Annotated in this window: 19 protein-coding genes; 15 read left to right on the forward strand and 4 right to left on the reverse strand. The window is 62.5% G+C overall.

What is annotated here, in order from left to right:
- Nucleotides 1-161: 161 nt before the first annotated feature.
- A complete protein-coding gene (locus tag NKL06_RS22310) occupies nucleotides 162-986 on the reverse strand; it encodes a MurR/RpiR family transcriptional regulator (protein ID WP_023671160.1) in 825 nt (274 codons plus the stop codon).
- Between the two features lie 146 nt (nucleotides 987-1,132).
- Between NKL06_RS22310 and NKL06_RS22315 the strand changes: the two genes are divergently transcribed.
- The 15 genes from NKL06_RS22315 (at nucleotide 1,133) to NKL06_RS22385 (ending at nucleotide 17,911) form a co-directional block, all read left to right on the forward strand.
- A complete protein-coding gene (locus NKL06_RS22315; protein ID WP_023691843.1) occupies nucleotides 1,133-1,951 on the forward strand; it encodes an N-formylglutamate amidohydrolase in 819 nt (272 codons plus the stop codon).
- Between the two features lie 17 nt (nucleotides 1,952-1,968).
- Nucleotides 1,969-3,513: an amino acid permease gene (locus tag NKL06_RS22320; protein WP_023691842.1), complete on the forward strand. Its 1,545-nt coding sequence runs from the start codon at nucleotides 1,969-1,971 to the stop codon at nucleotides 3,511-3,513.
- Between the two features lie 77 nt (nucleotides 3,514-3,590).
- The gene (locus tag NKL06_RS22325) at nucleotides 3,591-5,147 is read left to right on the forward strand and encodes an amino acid permease (protein WP_023691841.1); all 1,557 of its coding nucleotides are present in this window, start codon (nucleotides 3,591-3,593) and stop codon (nucleotides 5,145-5,147) included.
- A 79-nt stretch (nucleotides 5,148-5,226) separates the two neighbouring features.
- The gene (locus NKL06_RS22330) at nucleotides 5,227-6,597 is read left to right on the forward strand and encodes a glutamine synthetase family protein (RefSeq protein ID WP_023691840.1); all 1,371 of its coding nucleotides are present in this window, start codon (nucleotides 5,227-5,229) and stop codon (nucleotides 6,595-6,597) included.
- Nucleotides 6,598-6,687: 90 nt separating this feature from the next.
- Nucleotides 6,688-7,143 (forward strand): DUF7662 domain-containing protein, encoded by a 456-nt coding sequence (locus NKL06_RS22335; RefSeq protein ID WP_023691839.1) that lies wholly within the window; start codon nucleotides 6,688-6,690, stop codon nucleotides 7,141-7,143.
- The gene (locus NKL06_RS22340; RefSeq protein WP_352580919.1) at nucleotides 7,140-7,403 is read left to right on the forward strand and encodes a hypothetical protein; all 264 of its coding nucleotides are present in this window, start codon (nucleotides 7,140-7,142) and stop codon (nucleotides 7,401-7,403) included. Before NKL06_RS22335 ends, NKL06_RS22340 begins: the two co-directional genes overlap by 4 nt.
- 168 nt (nucleotides 7,404-7,571) lie before the next feature.
- Nucleotides 7,572-8,957, forward strand: a complete 1,386-nt coding sequence (locus tag NKL06_RS22345) for an aldehyde dehydrogenase family protein (protein ID WP_023691838.1) — start codon at nucleotides 7,572-7,574, stop codon at nucleotides 8,955-8,957.
- An 18-nt stretch (nucleotides 8,958-8,975) separates the two neighbouring features.
- Nucleotides 8,976-10,148 carry an iron-containing alcohol dehydrogenase gene (locus tag NKL06_RS22350; protein WP_023691837.1) on the forward strand — a complete coding sequence of 391 codons (1,173 nt, stop codon included), beginning with the start codon at nucleotides 8,976-8,978 and terminating at the stop codon, nucleotides 10,146-10,148.
- 239 nt (nucleotides 10,149-10,387) lie between these two features.
- A complete protein-coding gene (locus NKL06_RS22355) occupies nucleotides 10,388-11,494 on the forward strand; it encodes an ABC transporter substrate-binding protein (RefSeq protein WP_023671169.1) in 1,107 nt (368 codons plus the stop codon).
- Nucleotides 11,495-11,557: 63 nt separating this feature from the next.
- Nucleotides 11,558-12,472 carry an ABC transporter permease gene (locus tag NKL06_RS22360; RefSeq protein ID WP_023671170.1) on the forward strand — a complete coding sequence of 305 codons (915 nt, stop codon included), beginning with the start codon at nucleotides 11,558-11,560 and terminating at the stop codon, nucleotides 12,470-12,472.
- A complete protein-coding gene (locus NKL06_RS22365; RefSeq protein WP_023671171.1) occupies nucleotides 12,469-13,260 on the forward strand; it encodes an ABC transporter permease in 792 nt (263 codons plus the stop codon). Before NKL06_RS22360 ends, NKL06_RS22365 begins: the two co-directional genes overlap by 4 nt.
- Nucleotides 13,261-13,290: 30 nt before the next feature.
- Entirely contained in the window at nucleotides 13,291-14,355 is a 1,065-nt protein-coding gene (locus NKL06_RS22370) for an ABC transporter ATP-binding protein (RefSeq protein WP_023691836.1), read from the forward strand.
- Between the two features lie 152 nt (nucleotides 14,356-14,507).
- Nucleotides 14,508-16,061: a cation:proton antiporter gene (locus NKL06_RS22375; protein ID WP_023704038.1), complete on the forward strand. Its 1,554-nt coding sequence runs from the start codon at nucleotides 14,508-14,510 to the stop codon at nucleotides 16,059-16,061.
- Between the two features lie 88 nt (nucleotides 16,062-16,149).
- Nucleotides 16,150-17,058, forward strand: a complete 909-nt coding sequence (locus tag NKL06_RS22380) for an endonuclease/exonuclease/phosphatase family protein (protein ID WP_023691835.1) — start codon at nucleotides 16,150-16,152, stop codon at nucleotides 17,056-17,058.
- Nucleotides 17,059-17,065: 7 nt separating this feature from the next.
- Nucleotides 17,066-17,911: an EamA family transporter gene (locus NKL06_RS22385; protein ID WP_023683217.1), complete on the forward strand. Its 846-nt coding sequence runs from the start codon at nucleotides 17,066-17,068 to the stop codon at nucleotides 17,909-17,911.
- A 29-nt stretch (nucleotides 17,912-17,940) separates the two neighbouring features.
- Here NKL06_RS22385 and NKL06_RS22390 read toward each other — a convergent pair whose 3' ends face one another.
- The 3 genes from NKL06_RS22390 to NKL06_RS22400 form a co-directional block, all read right to left on the reverse strand.
- Nucleotides 17,941-18,321, reverse strand: coding sequence for an MFS transporter (locus tag NKL06_RS22390; RefSeq protein ID WP_023683218.1), 381 nt, complete (start codon nucleotides 18,319-18,321; stop codon nucleotides 17,941-17,943).
- An 89-nt stretch (nucleotides 18,322-18,410) separates the two neighbouring features.
- Nucleotides 18,411-18,728: a Dabb family protein gene (locus NKL06_RS22395; protein ID WP_023683219.1), complete on the reverse strand. Its 318-nt coding sequence runs from the start codon at nucleotides 18,726-18,728 to the stop codon at nucleotides 18,411-18,413.
- A 20-nt stretch (nucleotides 18,729-18,748) separates the two neighbouring features.
- Entirely contained in the window at nucleotides 18,749-20,377 is a 1,629-nt protein-coding gene (locus NKL06_RS22400) for a GMC family oxidoreductase (RefSeq protein WP_023691834.1), read from the reverse strand.
- Nucleotides 20,378-20,383: the final 6 nt, after the last annotated feature.

The following is a 20,383-nucleotide window of genomic DNA, read 5'->3' on the forward strand; positions in this document are numbered from 1 at the left end:
GTTGGCAAAACGTCTACCGGTTTCGCCAAGCAAAAAAACGCGCAGCGACGCACCCGGTATGTGCGAAGCCGCCGCAATATCATGGCTTTATGGCAATTCTGCCGCTTCCATGCACATTAAATCTGCGTAATTTTGCGCACCTGCGGCGGGGATTGAACGTGTCAGCGCAGGCTTTCGAGGTCGCGGATGCGCCTGGCGCTGTCGGCCTCGAGCTGCCTCGTGACGGCGCCGATCAGCGTCTCGGCGACAACGAACAGAGCGGCCGAAGAGTCCCACGCCGAAGGCACGGCGGTGCGTCCGGCAATGACATGGCGGGCAAAGCGGGCGATCGGCGATAGCCACTGGTCGGTGAACAGCACGATCTGAACGCCGCGCTGATGCGCGGTCTGGGCAAAGCGGACCAGACTGTCCTGGTAGCGCCTGATGTCGAAGATCACCAGCACGTCGCGCTTGCCCATGTCGATCAGCCGGTCGCGCCAGATGCTCTCCTGGCCGGCAAGGTGATAGACATCGGGCTGGATGATGGCGAGGTGGGCGGCCATGTAGCGTGCCAACGGATCGGTGAAGCGGCCGCCGATCAGGAATGTCTTGCCGCGCCGGTCGGCAAGCCTTGCGGCGATGTCGGCAAGCTGTCTGTCGGAGAGATGCCTGAAGGTCTCGCGCATATTGTCCAGCGTCGCCTCCAGCATTGGCGATACTGCACCGCTTGGGGAGGCCGGGTTGAGCGTGCGCGATGCCGGCGACTGCAATTGCGCCGCCAGTTCGTCCTGCAGCGCCGACTGGAATTCGGGATAGTTCTGGAACCCCAGCCTGGAGACAAAGCGCAGGATGGTCGGCGACGATACGCCGGCGGCGGTCGAGAACTCGGCGACCGTCTTCAGCCCGATCAGCGGATAGTTCGCAATCAGTGTCTGCGCGGCGCGGCGCTCGCCGGCCGGCATCGTGCCGATGCGGTCCGAAATCAGTTCGGCAATGCTGGAAATCATCGTTTTCCCCACCCCTGAGCCCGTCCAGACCGCTTCCCCGAAATCGCGTTGACAAAGCCGGACAAACTGTATGAAATCATCCACAGGGACGCAATGAGGCAAAATACGTAACATAAGATACAGCGCTCCCCAGGGGACGGCAGACTATGGAGAGAGCACGGCCCGCCAGCCTTGCATCGTCTGATACCGTAGGGGTGACGAACCCCGGCGGGTCCAGCCCTTTCGTGCTGACCTGCGACCACGCTTCCAACTTCCTGCCGTCCGAATTCGGCACGCTTGGCCTGCCGGCCGAGGACCTCTCCCGCCACATCGCCTGGGACCCCGGCGCGCTGCCGGTGGCGCGCCGCATCGCGACCGCCCTCGATGCGACGCTCATCGAAACCCGCATCTCGCGCCTGATAATCGACTGCAACCGTCCGCTCGAGGCACCGGACCTGGTGCCGCCGGTAAGCGAGACGACGGCCATTCCGGGCAATGCCGGCCTGTCGGACAGTGAGCGCGCCGAGCGCATCGCTTTGTCGTGGCGGCCGTTCCACGACACGATCGCATCGATCATCGACGACCGGCAGGCGCGTGGGCAGGACACCCGGCTGGTGTCGGTGCATTCCTTCACGCCGGTCTACAAGGGCAAGAACCGGCCCTGGCATATCGGCATCATCCATGATGACGACCGCCGGCTGGCGTCGCCGCTGATAGCGGCGCTGCAGCGGCTCTCCGGCGTCACTGTCGGCATCAACGAGCCCTATTCGCCGGCCGACCGCGTCTATTTCACTTTGGAGCGCCATGCACGCTCGCGCGGCCTTGCCTGCGCAATGATCGAAATCCGCAACGACGAGATCTCCGGCGAGACCGGGCAGCGGAAATGGGCGGATCTGCTCACAGGCATTTTTTCTGACCTGGAACCCGAGGAGGCCAAGGGTTCCCGGCGACACGCAATGGGAAAGTCAGTTCAATCGGCCAGCTAGAAAAACAGGGGACGAAAATGGCAGGACCGGACAAATCAGACGCTGAAAGATCGGAGGATGTAAAAACCCTCCATAGCATGGGCTATGCCCAGGAGTTGGCTCGCCGCATGAGCGGCTTCTCGAATTTCGCAATTTCCTTTTCGATCATTTGTATTCTGGCGGGCGGCATCACGTCCTTCCCGCTGGCCATGGCGACCGGCAGCGGCTTCGAGGCGACTGTCGGCTGGGTCATCGGTGGCGTCTTTGCACTTGTCGTTGCCGCGTCCCTTGGCCAGATCGGCTCGGCCTACCCAACGGCCGGCGGTCTCTACCACTGGTCGTCAATTCTCGGCGGGCGCGGCTGGGGCTGGGCCACGGCCTGGATCAACTTGCTCGGCCTGGTCTTCGTCGTCGCCTCGGTCAATGTCGGCGTCTACGCGCTGTTCAAGGACCTTGTCTGGTCCGGCGTGTTCGGCAACGACGTCTCCGCGTGGGGCTATCAGGAGCAGGTGATCGGCGTTGTGATCATCACGGTCGCACAGGCGCTGATCAACCATTTCGGTATCAGGCTCACCACCATGCTGACGGATTTCTCGGGCTACCTCATTCTGGTCGTCGCCGTCGTGTTGACCGCGATGTTCCTGATCTGGGGCGCAAGCTGGGATTTCTCGCGGCTCACCACCTTCGTCAATAACACCGGTGATCCAGGCGCAGGCTACGTTCCGACCGCACGGACGGCACTCGTCGCCTTCCTGATCGGCCTGCTCTACCCACTCTACACCATCACCGGCTTCGACGCTTCGGCCCACACGTCCGAAGAGACCCACAATGCCCGCGTGGCGGTGCCGCGCGGCATGATCCATTCGGTCCTGTGGTCGCTGGTGTTCGGCTTCGTCATGGCCGTTTCGTTCGTACTGGCCAGCCCCGATCTGGCAGCGACGGCCAAGGATGGCGCCAATGCCTGGTTCAATCTCTTCAACAACCTGCCGGCACCATTCCTGCTGAAGAGCATCATTGCCATCGCAATCGTGCTGGCGAACTTCATCTGCGCTCTCGCCGGACTGACGTCGACCTCGCGCATGATCTTTGCCTTCGCGCGTGACGGCGGCCTGCCCGGTTCGTCGGTGTGGAAAACCGTCAGCCCGACATGGCGCACGCCGGTGGCGGCAATCTGGCTCGGAGCGGTGCTCGCGGTCGCAGCGACATTGTACTCGCCGGCTTTTGCCGCACTGGCGGCCGGCTGTGCATTGTTCCTCTACGTGTCCTACGCCATGCCCGTGGCCGCCGGCCTGCTTGCCGAGGGCAAGAGCTGGACCGAATTCGGCCCGTTCCGCCTCGGCATCTGGTCCAAGCCGTTCGCCGTCATCACGGTGCTTGGCGTTCTGGTGCTGATGTATGCCGGCATCCAGCCGCCCTTCGACATCCTGATCAACTATGCCATCGGCCTGATCGTTCTGCTCGTGGTGCTGTGGTTCGGCATCGAATCGCGCCGCTTCAAGGGCCCGCCGATCGGCGCCGACATTGCTCGCCGCGCTTCGGAGATCGCGGCCGCGGAAGCAGCCGTCGGCCAGACGGCAGGCTAACAGCAAAGACGAGATGCTCCGGCCGGCGCAAGCCGACCGGGGCAGGGCCGGCCAGCTAAGAACGCAAGGGGACTACAATGGCAGCACCGGGTTATTCAGACACAGACAAGGCGGAAGACGTAAAGCACCTCCATTCCATGGGCTACGCCCAGGAACTTGAGCGGCGGCTAAGCCGCTTCTCCAACTTCGCCGTTTCCTTCTCCATCATCTGCATCCTGTCCGGCGGCATCAATTCGCTAGCGCAGGCAACGTCGGGCGCCGGCGGTATCGGTATCGGCATCGGCTGGCTGGTCGGCTGCTTCGTTTCGCTCACCTTCGCGGTCGCCATGTCGCAGATCAGCTCGGCCTATCCGACGGCCGGCGGCCTCTATCACTGGGGTTCGATCCTCGGCAATCGCGGCACCGGCTGGGTGACGGCCTGGCTCAACCTGCTCGGCCTGATCACCGTGCTTGGCGCCATCAATGTCGGCACCTGGACGTTCTTCATCGGCGCCTTCGGGCCGACGCTCGGCATCGAGGGTACGCTGACCAATCAGATGATCTTCCTGGTCATCATCACTGGCGCCCAGGCCCTGATCAACCATCTCGGCATCAAGCTGACGGCGAAGTTGACCGATTTTTCGGGCTACCTGATCTTCTTCGGCTCGATCCTGATTGCGGTCGTCTGCCTGTTCTCCGCCGAGACCTGGGATTTCAGCCGGCTCTTCACCTTCCACAACTACTCGGGTGAGGCCGGCGCCAGCGTCTGGCCGTCCGTCTCGAACGCCTGGGTGTTCGCTCTCGGCCTCTTGCTGCCGATCTACACCATCACCGGCTACGATGCTTCGGCACACACTTCCGAGGAAACCATCAAGGCGGCCTCATCGGTGCCGCGTGCGATGGTGATGTCTGTTATCTGGTCGGCGGTCTTCGGCTATTTGTTCCTGGCCGCCTTCGTGCTGATGATCCCCAACATGGACGACGCCGCCAAGCAGGGTTGGAACGTGTTCTTCTGGGCCTTCGACCAGCGCGTCAGTCCCGGCCTCAAGGAGTTCGTCTACCTCGTCGTGTTCATCGCCCAGCTGTTGTGCGGCCTCGCAACCGTCACCTCGGCTTCGCGCATGATCTTTGCCTTCTCGCGTGACGGCGGCCTGCCGGGCTCGTCGGCACTGGCCAAGGTCAGCCCGACCTATCGCACGCCAGTGGCGGCCATCTGGACGGCGTCGGTCCTGTCGGTGCTGTTCGTTTGGGGTTCGACGCTGGTTTCGGTCGCCGGCACTTCGGCCTACACCATCGTCGTCTCGTGCACCGTCATCTTCCTGTTCCTGTCCTTCACCGTGCCGATCGTGCTCGGCATGGTGGCCTGGGGCACGCCGAAGTGGGACAAGATGGGACCGTGGAACCTGGGCCGTGGCATCTTCATGCTGTTCGGGGTCCTTTCCATAGTGTCGATGATCCTGATCTTCATCATCGGCATCCAGCCGCCGAACGACTGGGCGCTGTACATCACCGTCGGCTTCTTCATCCTGACGGCGATTGTCTGGTTCGCCTTCGAGCGCAATCGCTTCCAGGGCCCGCCGCTGGGCGACATCATCGCGGCGCGTCAGGCAGCGATCAAGGCTGCCGAACAAGCTGTCGGCGAAACCGGCCACTGACGTCACCATCATGGCCATGGCCGGCGTGCAGCCGGCTATGGTTTCGTCCTCAACGACCAAGCACTGGAGTGCCAAAGGAATGGCCGGAAATTTCTCGTTCGATCAGTTGAAGAAAGCGGTCTCCAGTGGCGAGATCGACACGGTGCTGGCCTGCATCGTCGACATGCAGGGGCGGCTCGCGGGAAAGCGTTTCCTGGCGCAGTACTTTGTGGATTCTGCTCATGACGAGACGCATGGCTGCAACTATCTGCTCGCCGCCGACATCGATATGGAGCCGGTGCCGGGCTACAAGGCGGCAAGCTGGTCGAAGGGCTATGGCGACTTCGTCATGAAGCCGGACCTTGCCACGCTGCGGCGGGTTCCGTGGCTGGAAAAGACCGCGCTGGTGATCTGCGACGTGCTCGACCACCACACCCATGACGACCTTCCGCATTCGCCGCGCGCGATGCTGAAAAAGCAGGTCAAGCGGCTCACCGAACGCGGCTATATCGGCTACTTCGCCTCCGAGCTCGAATTCTACCTGTTCAACGAGACCTACGATTCCGCCCGCAAGAAGCACTGGCAGGGGCTCGACACCGCGTCGCCCTATATCGGCGACTACCAGATCGGCATCACCACCAAGGAAGAAGGCGTCATGCGCCGGCTTCGCAACGAGATGGAAGCGGCGGGCATTCCGATCGAAAACTCCAAGGGCGAATGGGGCCCGGGGCAGGAAGAGATCAATGTGCGCTATGCCGAGGCGCTCGACATGGCGGACCGCCACGTCATCCTGAAGAACGGCGCCAAGGAGATTGCCGAGTCCGAAGGCAAGTCGATTTCCTTCATGTCGAAATACAATTACGGGCTCGCCGGTAATTCCAGCCACATCCACAATTCGCTGTGGAGCGCCGATGGCAAGACGCCATTGTTCTTCGACAAGAAGGCGGACTGGACTTTGTCCACGCTTGGCCAGCAATGGGCGGCTGGGCAACTGAAATATGCCAGGGAGTTTACCTGGTTCCTGGCGCCCTACATCAACTCCTACAAGCGCTTCCAGGCCGGCACCTTCGCACCGACCAAGATCATGTGGAGCGAGGACAACCGCACCGCCGGCTTCCGCCTGTGCGGTGAGGGCACCAAGGGCATCCGCATGGAATGCCGCATCGGCGGCGCCGACCTGAACCCCTATCTCGCTTTCGCGGCGCTGATCGCCGCCGGCCTTGCCGGCATCGACGAGAAGCTCGAACTGCAGAAGCCGTTCGTCGGCGATGCCTACCAGGCCTCGCGCCTGCCGGAGATCCCGAAGACGCTGCGCGACGCCACCGAGACGCTGGCCAAGTCGAAGATGCTGAAGCAGGCGCTCGGCGACGATGTGCTCGAACATTATGTCCACACCGCAAAGTGGGAGCAGTTCGAATACGACCGCCGCATTACGGATTGGGAACTGCACAGGGGGTTCGAGCGGTATTAAAACTTTATACAGCTTTAATGTTGACAATGTAGTGAAGTTAGTACCATATGGTACCTGTAAACTGCAGTGCGCTACATTGAGGAGTTTGCAATGTCCAAATATGCGCCGCTCAAGGACTTTCTCATTGCCCAAAATGTCGATCGCATTCCGATGTCATTCGCCGAAATCGAGAGAGTGCTCAATCTGCCGCTGCCCGCATCGAAGCAATACCCTGCATGGTGGAGCAACAATCCGAGCAACAATCCCATGACAAGGGAGTGGCTTGAGGCTGGGTTCGAGACCGAATCCGTCAATATAGGGAGTGGGAAACTGGTATTTCGCCGCGTTCGCAAAGTACCCATTTCGGCGCCGCCCAGTGGTAGCGTGCCTGCCGCGCCAAAGGAGGCGCGCGCGGATCGCCACCCCGGTTTTGGTTTCATGAAGGGCCTGATAACAATCGAAGCCGGATTTGATATCACCAAACCTTTCGATGACGAGCCATGGGACCGGGGCTATCTGGGCGGTGAGGCTGACGCGCGTGACGGCAAACTTGCGGTGCGTAAATGAGCGAAGAGCCAAACCTGCTTCTGGATACATGTGCGATGATCTTTGTCGCCAACGATAGTCTGATCGATCCGCACGCAAGCCGGGAGATTTCGGAAGCGGCCTATGACGGCCGTCTGTATCTTTCGCCGATGTCGGCATGGGAGATCGGAATTGGCGTAGCCAAGGCCGGCTCAATCTGCCATTGGCGCCACTCGACTTCGTGGAGCGATTCATCGAGCGAATGTCGGCGAAGCTCAGCGCTATCTCACCAGCCATTCTGATTGCGTCATCCAACCTGCCCGGTCCGCCTCATGGTGATCCCATGGATCGGATACTGATGGCAAGTGCGAGAGCGTTGGACATGGTTCTGGTGACGCGTGACGAGCCCATCCTTCGCTATGGCCGCAATGGCCATCTGCGCACCCTAGCCTGCTAACTTGGAGTATCCTTTGGAAACCGTAAAACTCAAATCGCCCATCGATGGTTCGATTTACGCCGAGCGGCCGATCGCGACCGACCAGGCGATCAATGCCGCGGTCGAGCGCGCCAAGGCGGCGCAGGAGAAGTGGGCGCTGACGCCGATCGTCGAGCGCGGCAAATTTATGCTGGCGATGCTCGAAGCGCTGGTCGCGATGACCGACGAGATCGTGCCGGAGATCGCCTGGCAGATGGGGCGACCGGTGCGCTATGGCGGCGAGTTCGGCGGCGTCAGGGAACGCACCAATTACATGGTCGAGATCGCTGAAGCCGCGCTGAAATCCGTGCCGGCATCCAACCCGAAGGACGGCTTCCGACGCTATGTGAAGAAGGATCCGCTCGGCGTCGTCATGGTGATCGCGCCGTGGAACTATCCCTATCTGACCGCCGTCAACACCATCGTGCCGGCACTGATGGCCGGCAATACCGTTATCCTCAAACATGCGGCGCAGACGCTGCTGGTTGGCGAACGGTTCCAGCAGGCGTTCGACAAGGTTGGGCTGCCCAAGGGCGTGTTCCAGAATGTCGTGCTGAACCATGCCCAGACCGAGAAGCTGCTCGGCTCGGGCAAGATCGACCATGTCAATTTCACCGGTTCGGTCGGCGGCGGCCGCGCCATCGAGAAGGCGGCGGCCGGCACCTTCATGACGCTCGGGCTCGAACTCGGCGGCAAGGATCCGGCCTATGTGCTGCCCGACGCCAAGCTCGACCATGCGGTGGCCAATCTGGTCGACGGCGCCTTCTACAATTCCGGCCAGTGCTGCTGCGGCATCGAGCGCGTCTATGTGCATGAGAAGGTCTACGACCAGTTCGTCGAAGGTTTCATCGCCGAGACGAAGAATTATGCCGTCGGCAATCCGCTAGAACAGGCGACGACAATGGGGCCGATGGCGCAGGCGCGCTTTGCCGACCTGATCCGCGAGCAGAAGGCCGAGGCGCTGCGCAAGGGTGCAATCGCACACATCAATATGAAGGTGGCTAACGACAAGGCCGGCTCGCCCTATCTCGCGCCGGAAGTGCTGACCGGCGTCGACCACCAGATGAGCGTCATGCGCGAGGAAAGTTTTGGCCCGATCGTCGGCATCATGAAGGTGCGCAACGACGAGGAGGCGATCGCGCTGATGAACGACAGCCCCTACGGGCTGACCGCTTCGATCTGGACCGACGATATCGAGCATGCGGTGGCGATCGGCGACCGCGTCGAGACCGGCACCGTGTTCATGAACCGCTGCGACTACCTCGATCCGGCGCTGGTCTGGACCGGCGTCAAGGACACCGGCAAAGGCGTCGCCCTTTCGGCGCTCGGCTACGACAATCTGACCCGGCCGAAATCCTTCCATCTGCGCGAAGCCATCTGATTTTTTGAAAGACAAGACATGTCCAAGCTGATCTCCAAATGGAACTACCCGACCACCGTCCGCTTCGGCGCCGGGCGCATCAAGGAACTGCCTGAGGTGCTCGCTGCCACCGGCATTAAGCGGCCGCTTTTCGTCACCGATCCGGGGTTGGCGAAACTGCCGGTCGTCGCTTCGACGCTGAAAATCCTCGACGACGCCAAGGTATCCTATGGCGTGTTCTCCGAGGTGAAGCCGAACCCGGTCGATTCCAACCTCACCGCCGGCATCGCCGTGTTCAAGAAGGGCAAGCATGACGGCGTCATCGCCTTCGGCGGCGGTTCAGCGCTCGATCTCGGCAAGCTGATCGCGTTCCAGGCCGGCCAGACGCGACCGATCTGGGACTTTGAGGATGTCGGCGACTGGTGGACGCGCGCCAATTCGGATGCCATCGCGCCGATCATCGCCGTGCCGACCACTGCCGGCACAGGCTCGGAAGTCGGGCGTGCCGGCGTCATCACCAATGAGGCGACGCACACCAAGAAGGTCATCTTCCATCCGAAGCTTTTGCCGGCAATCGTCATTGCCGATCCGGAACTGTCGGTCGGCATGCCCGGCTTCATCACCGCCGGCACCGGCATGGATGCGCTGGCACATTGCCTCGAAGCCTATTGCGCGCCGGGCTACCATCCGATGGCCGACGGCATTGCGGTGGAAGGTGTGCGCCTGGTGTTCGAGAACCTGCCCAGGGCCTACGCCAAAGGCAAGGACCTTGTCGCGCGCGCCCACATGATGAGTGCGGCCGCCATGGGTGCTGCCGCCTTCCAGAAGGGTCTTGGCGCCATCCACTCGCTGTCGCATCCGATCGGCGCGCTCTACGACACCCATCACGGCATGACGAATGCGGTGTTCATGCCCTATGTCTTGGCCTTCAATCGCGACTCCATCGAGGAGCGGATTGCCCGGCTCGCTGCCTATTGCGGCATCAAGGGTGGCTTCGACGGCTTTGCCAAAGCGATCATCAAGCTGCGCAAGGAATTGAAGGTGCCGCATGCGCTGCCCGATCTGATCAAGGGGCTCGACATGGACAAGAAGCGCAAGGGGCTGATCGCCGACATGGCGGTGGTCGATCCGACAGCCGGCGGCAACCCGGTCAAGCTGACCAAGAAAGCAGCGCTGACGCTGCTCGAGAACACTATCGCCGGCACTGTCTGAGGCGGTTTCTGCGCCGGACGTGATCTAAAAACGAAGGGAAAGGAAGGGCAAGGGGGCAAAAAGCAAGGCAATAAACCATTAGCCGGGAAATTAAGTCGAGGCTAATTGCTACAGCCGGTTAAAAAGAGTTAACTTTTCGTACCGCCGGGGGCCAGTTTCAAAAAGCTTTCATCTGGCTGTCATATGAAACCGATACCGCATCGCAGGCGTCCAGGACGCCAGTTCAACGGAGAGAACACATGTTCAAGTTCACAGGGAAAGTGCTTTCCCTTTCGGCCGTCGCCCTCATGGCGACCTCTGCTATCTCGTCGGCCCAGTCCATGGATGAACTGGTTGCCGCTGCGAAGAAGGAAGGCCAGCTCACGACAATCGCGCTGCCGCATGACTGGTGCGGCTACGGCGCCGTCATCGACGGCTTCAAGGCAAAGTATCCTGAGATCACCATCAACGAACTCAACCCCGATGCCGGCTCCGGCGACGAGGTCGAGGCGATCAAGGCCAACAAGGACAACAAGGGCCCGCAGGCGCCCGACGTCATCGACGTTGGCCTGTCCTTCGGCCCGACCGCCAAGGCTGACGGCCTGATCCAGCCCTACAAAGTGTCGACCTGGGACTCGATCCCCGACAGCGCCAAGGATGCCGATGGTTACTGGACCGGCGACTACTATGGCGTGCTATCCTTCCTGGTGAACAAGGACCTCGTCAAGGAAGCGCCTGCTGACTGGGCTGACCTGCTGAAGCCGGAATTCGCCAACACCGTGGCGCTTGCCGGCGACCCGCGCGCCTCGAACCAGGCCATCCAGGCCGTCTACGCGGCCGGCATTTCCGGTGGTGCGGCTGCCGGCGAAGCTGCTGGCACTGCTGGTCTCGACTTCTTCAAGAAGCTTAACGCCGCCGGCAATTTCGTGCCGGTCATCGGCAAACCGGCGACCCTGGCACAAGGCCAGACGCCGATCCTGGTGACCTGGGATTACAATGCACTTGCCGGTCGCGACACGCTGAAGGGCAATCCGCCCGTCGACGTCGTCGTGCCCAAGACCGGTGTCGTTGCCGGCGTCTATGTGCAGGCGATCAGTGCTTTCGCACCGCATCCGAACGCTGCCAAGCTCTGGCTGGAGTATCTCTACTCCGACGAAGGCCAGATCGGCTGGCTGAAGGGCTATTGCCACCCGATCCGCTTCAACGATCTTGCCAAGAACGGCAAGCTCCCGGCGGACGTGATGGCCAAGCTGCCGCCGGCCGAGGCTTACGCTGCCGCGGTGTTCCCGACGCTGGACGAGCAGGGCAAGGCAAAGGAAGCCGTCACCAAGAACTGGGATGCCGTCGTCGGCGCCAACGTCAAGTAAGGCTTGAAACCAACCGGGCGGCCTCGCGGCCGCCCGGTGTTCCTCGGAGACGGTAGCCGGCGCATGACAGATATCTCGCTTTCCGATCACGCAGTTGCCGGGAAGACCGCGCCCCCCAGCGAGGCGCGTGCAATGCGACTGCCGACGCAATGGCTCGGCGTTGCGCCATTCTTCATCTTCGCCATCATGTTCCTGATCCTACCCACGCTCTATCTGATGCTGGGTGCATTCCAGAACGATGCCGGCGAATTCACGTTCGAAAACATAGCAGCACTGGCGCAGCCATCGATTGTCGCCGCCTACTGGATCTCGCTCAAGGTCAGCCTTTCCTCGTCGCTGATCGGCGCCTTCGCAGGTCTCGGCATCGCCATCGCCATCGTGCGCGGCGGCCTGCCGGAGTGGATACGTTCGGCGACGCTGACATTCTCCGGCGTGGCTTCCAATTTCGCCGGCGTACCGCTGGCCTTCGCCTTCATCGCCACGCTCGGACGCCTCGGTCTCGCCACGGTGCTGCTCAACACCGTGTTCGGCCTCAACATTTATGCGCACGGCTTCAACATCCTATCGTTCTGGGGCCTGACGCTGACCTATGTCTATTTCCAGATTCCCCTAATGGTGGTCATCATCACGCCGGCGATCGACGGCTTGAAGAAGGAGTGGGGCGAGGCTGCGGCGACGCTTGGCGCCACCCAGACGCAATACTGGCGCATGGTGGTCATCCCGGTGATCTGGCCGAGTTTCCTCGGCACGGTCATCCTGCTCTTCGCCAATGCCTTCGGCGCCATCGCCACCGCCTATGCGCTGACCGGCTCTTCACTCAACATCGTACCGATCCTGCTCTATGCGCAGATACGCGGTGACGTGCTGCACAATGCCCATCTCGGCTATGCGATCGCCTTCGGCATGATCGTCATCACCGGGCTGGCCAATGTCTTCTACATTTGGTTCCGGACGCGCTCGGAGAGGTGGCTGAAATGAAGTCCGGAAAATTCTGGGCCTGGGTCGTCTTCGGGCTGGGCGCGGCCTATTTCTTCATTCCGCTGATCGCGACGGTGGAATTTTCCTTGCGCATGCGGCGCGGCGCTTATTCCTTCGACGCCTATCAGATCGTGCTTGGCGACCCTCGTTTTCAGGCGACCTTTGGCTACTCAGTGCTTGCCGCCATCTTCACCATCATTCTGGGCGTGTTGATCGTGGTGCCCGCCGCCTACTGGATTCGACTGCGCCTGCCGCAACTGCGGCCGATCGTAGAGTTCATCACGCTGCTGCCGCTGGTCATTCCCGCCATCGTCATCGTCTTCGGCTATATCAGGATGTACGGTTCGAATTCGCCGCTGCCGTTCCTGGCGACCGACATGGGCACAAATGCCTTGCTGGTCATCGGCTATGCAATGCTGGCGCTGCCCTACATGTATCGCGCGGTCGATACCGGACTGCGCACCATCGACGTCAGGACGCTGACCGAAGCGGCGCAGATCCTTGGCGCCGGTTGGGGCACGATCATTGGTCGTGTGATCCTGCCCAATGTGCTGATCGCCGTGCTGTCGGGCGCCTTCCTTACCTTCGCCATCGTCATTGGCGAATTCACCATGGCCAGCTTGCTCAACCGGCCCGCCTTCGGCCCCTATCTGCAAAACGTTGGCGCCAACCGCGCCTATGAGCCGGCGGCGCTTGCCATCATCGCCTTCGCCATCACCTGGGGCTGTATGTCGCTGATCCAGATCCTGTCCCGTTTCGCGCCGAGATCGGCGAACCGCCCGAACTGATCGACAAAGTACTGATCGAAAGAAAAAGCCATGGCCGAACCATTCCTCTCCATCCAGCATGTGCGAAAATCCTTCGGCGCCACCACCGTGGTCGAAGATTTCAATCTTGATGTCGAGCCGGGCGAGTTCGTATCTTTCCTTGGGCCATCGGGTTGCGGCAAGACCACCGTGCTGCGCATGGTCGCCGGTTTCGAAGAGCCGTCGGCGGGCAAGATCGTCGTCGCAGGCAAGGACATTACGCGGCTGAAGCCCAACCAGCGCAATGTCGGTATGGTGTTCCAGGCTTACGCGCTGTTCCCGAACCTGACCGTGGCGCAAAATATCGGCTTCGGCCTGAAGGTCGCCGGCATGGCAAGGGCAGAGATCGATTCCCGGGTCGCCGAGATGCTCGACATCATCAAGTTGCCGCAGATGGCAGACCGCTATCCCTATCAGCTCTCAGGCGGCCAGCAGCAGCGTATCGCGCTGGCGCGTGCCATCGCGCCGAAGCCGAAGCTGCTTTTGCTCGACGAGCCGCTGTCGGCGCTCGACGCCAAGGTGCGCGTCTCGCTGCGCGAGGAAATCCGCTCGATCCAGAAGAAGCTCGGCATCACCACCATCTTCGTCACACATGACCAGGAAGAGGCGCTGTCGATCTCGGACCGCATCGCGGTGATGTATGGCGGCAAGGCCGAGCAGGTCGGCACGCCGTTCGAGATCTACAACCGGCCGGCGACCAAGTTCGTCGCCAATTTCGTCGGCACGCTGAACGTGCTCGAAGGCAAGGTCACTGACGCCGCGGCCGGCACGGTGCAAGTCAACACGCAGGAAGTCTCGCTCAAGGGCAAGCTCAACGGCTCGAAGTCCGGTGACACCCTGTCGCTGGCGCTGCGTCCCGAGGCGATTTCGCTAGGGCGCCAGCCCGGTCGCGATTCAAGCCTGTCGGGCGAAATCTCCGAAGTGCACTTCCTCGGCTCGGTGATCCGCGTTCGCGTCGGCATCGGCGGCAACACGGTGTCGCTCGACACCTTCAACAGCCCGGCCACACCACCGCCGGCTGTTGGCGAGAAGGCGGAGATATCGTTTTCATCGAGCGACATGCTGGTGCTGCACTAGTAAAAGCAGCATCCCAAGGGAACCGAGACGGTCGAATCAGGCCAGCGCGATGAACGGCCGTATCCTGCCAAGGTCGGGCGTTTGCTGGACAATCAACAGCATCTTGCCATCCAGCCACTGCCCATGATGCCGCTTCGCCGCTACGATGGGCCATGGCGCTATTCGAACTTACCCTCATCCTGCTTCTGGCTGCCGTCGCGCTGACGGCGCTGTCGCGGCGGCTGGAAATTCCCTATCCGTCCCTGCTGGCTCTGGCCGGCGTCGCGATTGCCTTCGTACCCGGTGCGCCGACGATCGAGATCGATCCGGAGCTGGCGCTTGCCCTGTTCATCGCGCCGGTGCTTCTCGACGCCGCCTATGACACGTCGCTGCGCGACCTCAAGCGCTACCGGCTGTCGCTCGCGTTGCTCGCGCTGGGCGCCGTGGTCTTCACCACCGTGGTGGTTGCCTTGGTCGGCTGGAAGATGGCCGGCCTGCCGATCGCGGCGGCAATCGCGCTTGGCGCCATCGTCGCGCCACCGGATGCGGTGGCCGCATCCGCCGTGCTCAGCCAGTTCAAGGTACCGCACCGCATCACCGCCATCCTGCAGGGCGAGAGCCTGCTCAACGATGCCACGGCGCTGCTGATCTACCGGCTGGCGGTTTCGGCCGCGCTTGGCACGATCATGCTCAGCAACGCCGTTCCGGTGATCCTGCTGGCAACGATCGGCAGTGTGATCGCGGGCTATCTGTTTGGCCGCGTCTCGCTGCTGGCGCTCGGCCGCATCGAGGATGCGGCGAGCAGCACGGTGGTGCAGTTTGCCGGAACCTTCGCCGTGTGGATCATCGCCGACAGGCTCGGCCTTTCCGCCATCATCACCATCGTCGTCTATGCCATGACCATTGCGCGCAGGGCGCCGCGCCAGTCGTCGGCGAGACGCCGCGTCAGCACCTATTCGGTCTGGGAGTCGGCGGTGTTCGTGCTCAACGTGCTGGCTTTCGTGCTGATGGGCCTGCAGGCACGCACGATCGTTGGCAGGCTGGCCGGCGACGGGCAAGGCGAAGCATTCCTTTTCGCCGCAACGGTGCTGGTCGTCGTTATCGTCGCGCGCCTTGTCTGGGTGGCGAGTTACGTCGCGATCATCCGGTGGCTTGCCCGCTTCGGCAGCCAAGAGGCAAGGCGGGAATTGCCGACGTTCGGCGGCGCCGTCATTGTCGGCTGGTGCGGCATGCGTGGGTTGGTGACGCTGGTGGTGGCCATTGCGCTGCCGGCCGATTTTCCCGGCCGCGACCCGATCGTGCTTGCCGCCTTCGCGGTGGTGCTGGGCACGCTGGTGCTGCAAGGCATGACGCTGAAGCCGCTGCTGCGCTGGATCAACTTCGACCCCGATAGAACCGTCGACAATGAGGTGGCGCAGGCGCGCGTCGCCATCATGCAGGCAGCACTGGACGTGCTGAGCCGCAAGACATCTGCGGCCGCCGCCGTCGTGCGCGAACAGTATGAAGCGCAGCGCCTGATTGCGGAAAACCCGGAGGACGCTCAGGCCGCGACCGAATACGACCGGCTGCGCCTCTATGCCATCAACCGCCAGCGCGACACGCTCGAGGAGTTGCGCAGCAACGGCACGATCGGCGACGAAGCCTACCACCGGCTGGAGGAAGAGATCGACTGGGCCGAACTGGCGGCATCGCCGGCGGGCCGGTTCCAGCCGCTGACCACATCATAGACGCTGGCCCAGTTCCGCCGTCGTGCCGGTACATTGCAACCCGTCTGCCGAACCGCTACTGCCAAAGCGAAATTGAGCCGGATAAGCAATGAAGCTGGTCAGCTACAACATCCAGTACGGGTTCGGCGGCGATGGCCGTTACGATCTTTCGCGCTGCACCAAGCTGGTCGACGGCGCCGATATCATCGCGCTGCAGGAGGTCGAGCGGCATTGGCAGCGCACCAATGAGGACGACCAGCCGGAGGTCCTGTCCAAGCTGCTGCCTAGCTATTACTGGGTCTATGGCCCGGCCTTCGACATGGACGCCAGTGAGCAGCGCGACGGCCGGGTCGTCAACCGCCGCCGCCAGTTCGGCACCATGCTGCTGTCGAAGCTGCCGATCGCCTGGTCGCGGCTGCACGCGCTGCCCATGCGCCGCACGCTGCGGCCGCTCAACACGCGCAACGCCGCGCTCGAATGCATGATCCGCACGCCGGCCGGACCGGTAAGGGTCCTGTCGCTGCATCTCGCCCATATCGCGGCGGAGGAGCGTCTGGAGCAGATCGACTATCTCTTGGCCGAGCATCGCCGCGCGCCGTTCGAGGGAGGCCCGTGGAGCGGCGCGGACGATGAGCCTTCGCGCAACTGGACCAGTGGCGAGGCCGAGCCGGAGAACCCGACGGCGGCGATCTGGATGGGCGATTTCAACATGGAGCCTGGCAGCGCCGAATACAGCCGCATCGTCGGCAGCACGCCCTATCATCGCGGGGCAGCTTATCTCGACGGCTTTGTTGATGCCGCTGCCGTCGCTAGCGAGCCGGCTGCCGATTTCCACACCCATGTGAAAACGATCGACGGGAAAGTGGCAAAACGCCGGCTCGACCATTGCTTCGTCGGCGGTATGTTCGCGGACCGTGTGCGCTCGGTCAGTGCCGATATAGGCGAGATCGCTTCAGACCATTTTCCGGTCCGGATCGATATCGATCTCGAAACGCCTTTGAGCTCAGGAGATCGGTGAGCCCTCAATGACGCTTTTCGTCTTTTTCGCGGTGCTTGCCGCCGCCGCCATGCACGCGATCTGGAACGCGCTGGTCAAGGTGCATCTCGATCGCTTCCTGTCGATCACGCTGATGACGCTGGGCATGGGTTTTGCCGCACTGTTCGTGCTGCCCTTCGTCGAGTTTCCAAAGGCCGCGGTATGGCCCTTTATAATCGCCTCGGTGCTCTTTCACATGGGCTACCGGACCTTCCTCATCGGCGCCTACAAGGCAGGCGACTTTGCCCAAACCTATCCGCTGGCGCGCGGTACGGCGCCGCTTTTGACCGCCCTCGGCGGCGTTGTCGTGGTGCAGGAGATGCCGGCGCCTTTCGCCATCCTCGGCATCCTGCTGCTGTCGGCCGGCACGCTGGTGATGTCGTTTCGCGGCGGCGCGCATCTGGAGCGGATCAATGTGCGGGCGGTCGGCTTTGCGCTCGGCACTTCGATCTTTATATCCAGCTACACGCTCTCCGACGGCAGCGGCGCGCGGCTGGCCGCAACGGCAACGAGCTATGCCGCATGGCTGTTCATCTGCGATGCCACGTGGGCGCTGGTGCTGTGCCTCATCTTTCGCGGGCCCAAGGCGCTGCCCGTGCTGGCGCGTGACTGGAAAGCAGGCCTGTTCACCGGCGTGCTCAGCGGCGCGGCCTACTGGATCGTCATGTGGGCGATGACCAAGGCGCCGATCGCCTCGGTGGCGTCGTTGCGGGAGACGTCGATTCTGTTTGCCATGATGATCTCGGTTTTCGCGCTCGGCGAGAAAATGACAGGCTGGCGCGGCGCCGCCGCGCTCAGCATCGTTGCCGGTGTGGTGGCCCTCAGACTGGGCTGAGAGCCTGATACTTCAGCCGAGCACCGTCATCACCTGTCCGCGCCGTTCCGGACTGAAGCGGATGACGACGATGATGCAGACGGCGACCACGCCGGCAAACAGCGCCAGCGCGTAGCCACGAGATTGGGCGAGAAGGCAGCCAGCGCGCCGATCACCGAATAGCTTACGATGTTGAGCATCAGAATGGGCTTGCGGCCATATTTGTCGGCCAGCCTGCCGAAGAAGAAGGCGCCGATGAAGCGTGTCGCCAGCGTCAGGAACAACGCTTTGGAGACTGCCGGGACGTCAGTGTTGGATTCGGTTGCGATATCGGTGAGCAGGAACGTCAGAAGGAAGAAATCAAAAGCGTCGAGCGTCCAGCCGAGGAAGGAGGCAAGGACGGTTTTCTTCTTCTGCGCGGTGAGAGCCACGACGTTCCTCCTAAACGCCCCCGGGGAACGATATGTTCCTTGGGGCGCAAAAGAGAACAGGCGTCAGCCGGCTTTCGAAAGAAGCGCGGTCACTTTTTCGTAATGTCGAGATCGAACACCATCAGCCCGTCGGTGCCGCCTTCGAGCGCTGCGACCAATCGGGCGCCGGCGCGCTGATGCGCTTCATGCACGAGATAGGCGTCGCGGGCGGCGGCATCGCGGAAGTCGATGGTGAAGGCATGGCTGAAGCCGCGCGCGAACGGCTCCGGGCTGACATTGGTGCTGAAATGGACCGTGTCCATGCCGTCGACGACGGAGCGCAGTGCTTCGAGATCGGCGTGGATTGCCGTGCGCTCGGTGGCGGGCACATCGCTGCGGAAGCGTACGAAGACGCAGTGTCTGATCATTGGTTCGTTCTCCTAAGTGGCTATGCGGCCCGATTGCCGGAGAACACCGCCGGCGGAAGCGGCTCGCGGCCGAGGATGATGTCCGCGCCTTTTTCGCCGACCATGATGGTCGGCGCATTGGTGTTGGAGGAAGGCACGCGCGGCATCACCGAGGCATCGCAGACGCGCAGGCCCTCGATGCCGCGCAGGCGCAGGTCCGGTGTGACCACCGCCATATCGTCATGGCCCATGCGGCAGGTGCCCACAGGGTGATGGTCGGTCTTGGCGGTGCGGCAGGCATAGTCGATCAGCTCGTCATCGCTGGCGAGCGATGGTCCGGGCAGCACCTCGCGCAACACGTAAGGTGCAAGCGCCTTCTGCCGCATGATCTCGCGCGCAAGCCTGAGGCCCTTGATCGACATGGCGCGGTCATAAGGGTCCGACCAATAGTTGGGATCGATCAGCGGGTGGTCGGCCGGGTCGGCGCTGCTCAGCCGCACCGTGCCGCGCGAGCGCGGGCGCAGGAAGGCCGAGTTCAAGGTCACGCCGGGGTTCTTCAACCTCTCGACGCCGGCCTCGATGCCGGAGCCGAGTCCCAGATGAAACTGGATGTCGGGCGAGGCGGCGGTCGGATCGGCGTACCAGAAGCCGCCGGTCTCGAACAGGCTGGAGGCGACCGGCCCTTTCTTCAGCAGCAGATACTGCAAGCCGGCCCACGCGGTGCGGTGCAGCTTGGCGTAGTTGTCATAGGTGTGGTCGCCGGTGCATTCGGCGATAACGAACAAATCGAGATGGTCCTGCATGTTGGAGCCGACACCGGGCAGATCATGCACCGGCGTCACGCCGACCGATTTCAGGTGATCAGCCGGGCCGATGCCCGACTGCATCAACAGCTTCGGCGAACCGATGGCGCCGGACGAGACGATCACTTCGCGCTCGGCGCGCATGATGGTCTTCTCGCCGCCGGGTTTGTCGACGATCTCGACGCCAATGGCGCGGCCTTTCTCGACGACGATGCGGGTGACCAGCACATCGGTTCGGACCGTCAGGTTCTTGCGGGCGCGGATGGGCTTCAAATAGGCGACCGAAGCGGATGAGCGCCGGGCGTCCTTCTGGGTCAGCTGGTAGTAGCCGACGCCTTCCTGGCTAGCGCCGTTGAAATCCGGGTTGAAGGGGATGCCCATCTCTTGGCCGGCGCGGAAATAGGCCTCGCAAATCGGCAGCGGCGAAATCGGGTTCGACACGCCGAGCGGCCCCTGGTCGCCGTGAAAATCGTTGGCGAAGCGCTGGTTGTTCTCGGCGCGCTTGAAATAGGGCAGCACGTCGCGATAGCCCCAGCCCGCGAGGCCCTCTTCCTTCTCCCATGCGTCGTAGTCGCGGGCGTTGCCGCGCGTGTATATCTGGGCATTGATGGACGAGCCGCCGCCGACCACCTTCGCCTGCGTATACCAGAAGACGCGGTCCTGCATGTGCCTCTGCGGCACAGTCGACCAGCCCCAGGAAGCGATGCCCTTGGTCATCTTGGCAAAGCCCGCCGGCATGTGGATGTAGGGGTGCCAGTCCTTGCCGCCGGCCTCGAGCAGCAGCACGGAATTCGCTGGATCCTCGCTCAGCCGGTTGGCCAGAACGCAGCCGGCCGGGCCGGCACCTACGATGATGTAGTCGGTCATAACTCT

Source organism: Mesorhizobium sp. C268A, assembly GCF_040324475.1.
Taxonomy (GTDB): domain Bacteria; phylum Pseudomonadota; class Alphaproteobacteria; order Rhizobiales; family Rhizobiaceae; genus Mesorhizobium.

Coding starts and splice junctions, on each gene's coding strand:
- NKL06_RS22320 (WP_023691842.1), top strand. CDS start 1,969: ATGGCAGGACCGGACAAATCAGACGCTGAAAGATCGGAGGATGTAAAA.
- NKL06_RS22350 (WP_023691837.1), top strand. CDS start 8,976: ATGTCCAAGCTGATCTCCAAATGGAACTACCCGACCACCGTCCGCTTC.
- NKL06_RS22325 (WP_023691841.1), top strand. CDS start 3,591: ATGGCAGCACCGGGTTATTCAGACACAGACAAGGCGGAAGACGTAAAG.
- NKL06_RS22395 (WP_023683219.1), bottom strand. CDS start 18,728: ATGATCAGACACTGCGTCTTCGTACGCTTCCGCAGCGATGTGCCCGCC.
- NKL06_RS22355 (WP_023671169.1), top strand. CDS start 10,388: ATGTTCAAGTTCACAGGGAAAGTGCTTTCCCTTTCGGCCGTCGCCCTC.
- NKL06_RS22385 (WP_023683217.1), top strand. CDS start 17,066: ATGACGCTTTTCGTCTTTTTCGCGGTGCTTGCCGCCGCCGCCATGCAC.
- NKL06_RS22315 (WP_023691843.1), top strand. CDS start 1,133: ATGGAGAGAGCACGGCCCGCCAGCCTTGCATCGTCTGATACCGTAGGG.
- NKL06_RS22380 (WP_023691835.1), top strand. CDS start 16,150: ATGAAGCTGGTCAGCTACAACATCCAGTACGGGTTCGGCGGCGATGGC.
- NKL06_RS22360 (WP_023671170.1), top strand. CDS start 11,558: ATGACAGATATCTCGCTTTCCGATCACGCAGTTGCCGGGAAGACCGCG.
- NKL06_RS22335 (WP_023691839.1), top strand. CDS start 6,688: ATGTCCAAATATGCGCCGCTCAAGGACTTTCTCATTGCCCAAAATGTC.
- NKL06_RS22365 (WP_023671171.1), top strand. CDS start 12,469: ATGAAGTCCGGAAAATTCTGGGCCTGGGTCGTCTTCGGGCTGGGCGCG.
- NKL06_RS22370 (WP_023691836.1), top strand. CDS start 13,291: ATGGCCGAACCATTCCTCTCCATCCAGCATGTGCGAAAATCCTTCGGC.
- NKL06_RS22310 (WP_023671160.1), bottom strand. CDS start 986: ATGATTTCCAGCATTGCCGAACTGATTTCGGACCGCATCGGCACGATG.
- NKL06_RS22340 (WP_352580919.1), top strand. CDS start 7,140: ATGAGCGAAGAGCCAAACCTGCTTCTGGATACATGTGCGATGATCTTT.
- NKL06_RS22330 (WP_023691840.1), top strand. CDS start 5,227: ATGGCCGGAAATTTCTCGTTCGATCAGTTGAAGAAAGCGGTCTCCAGT.
- NKL06_RS22375 (WP_023704038.1), top strand. CDS start 14,508: ATGGCGCTATTCGAACTTACCCTCATCCTGCTTCTGGCTGCCGTCGCG.
- NKL06_RS22400 (WP_023691834.1), bottom strand. CDS start 20,377: ATGACCGACTACATCATCGTAGGTGCCGGCCCGGCCGGCTGCGTTCTG.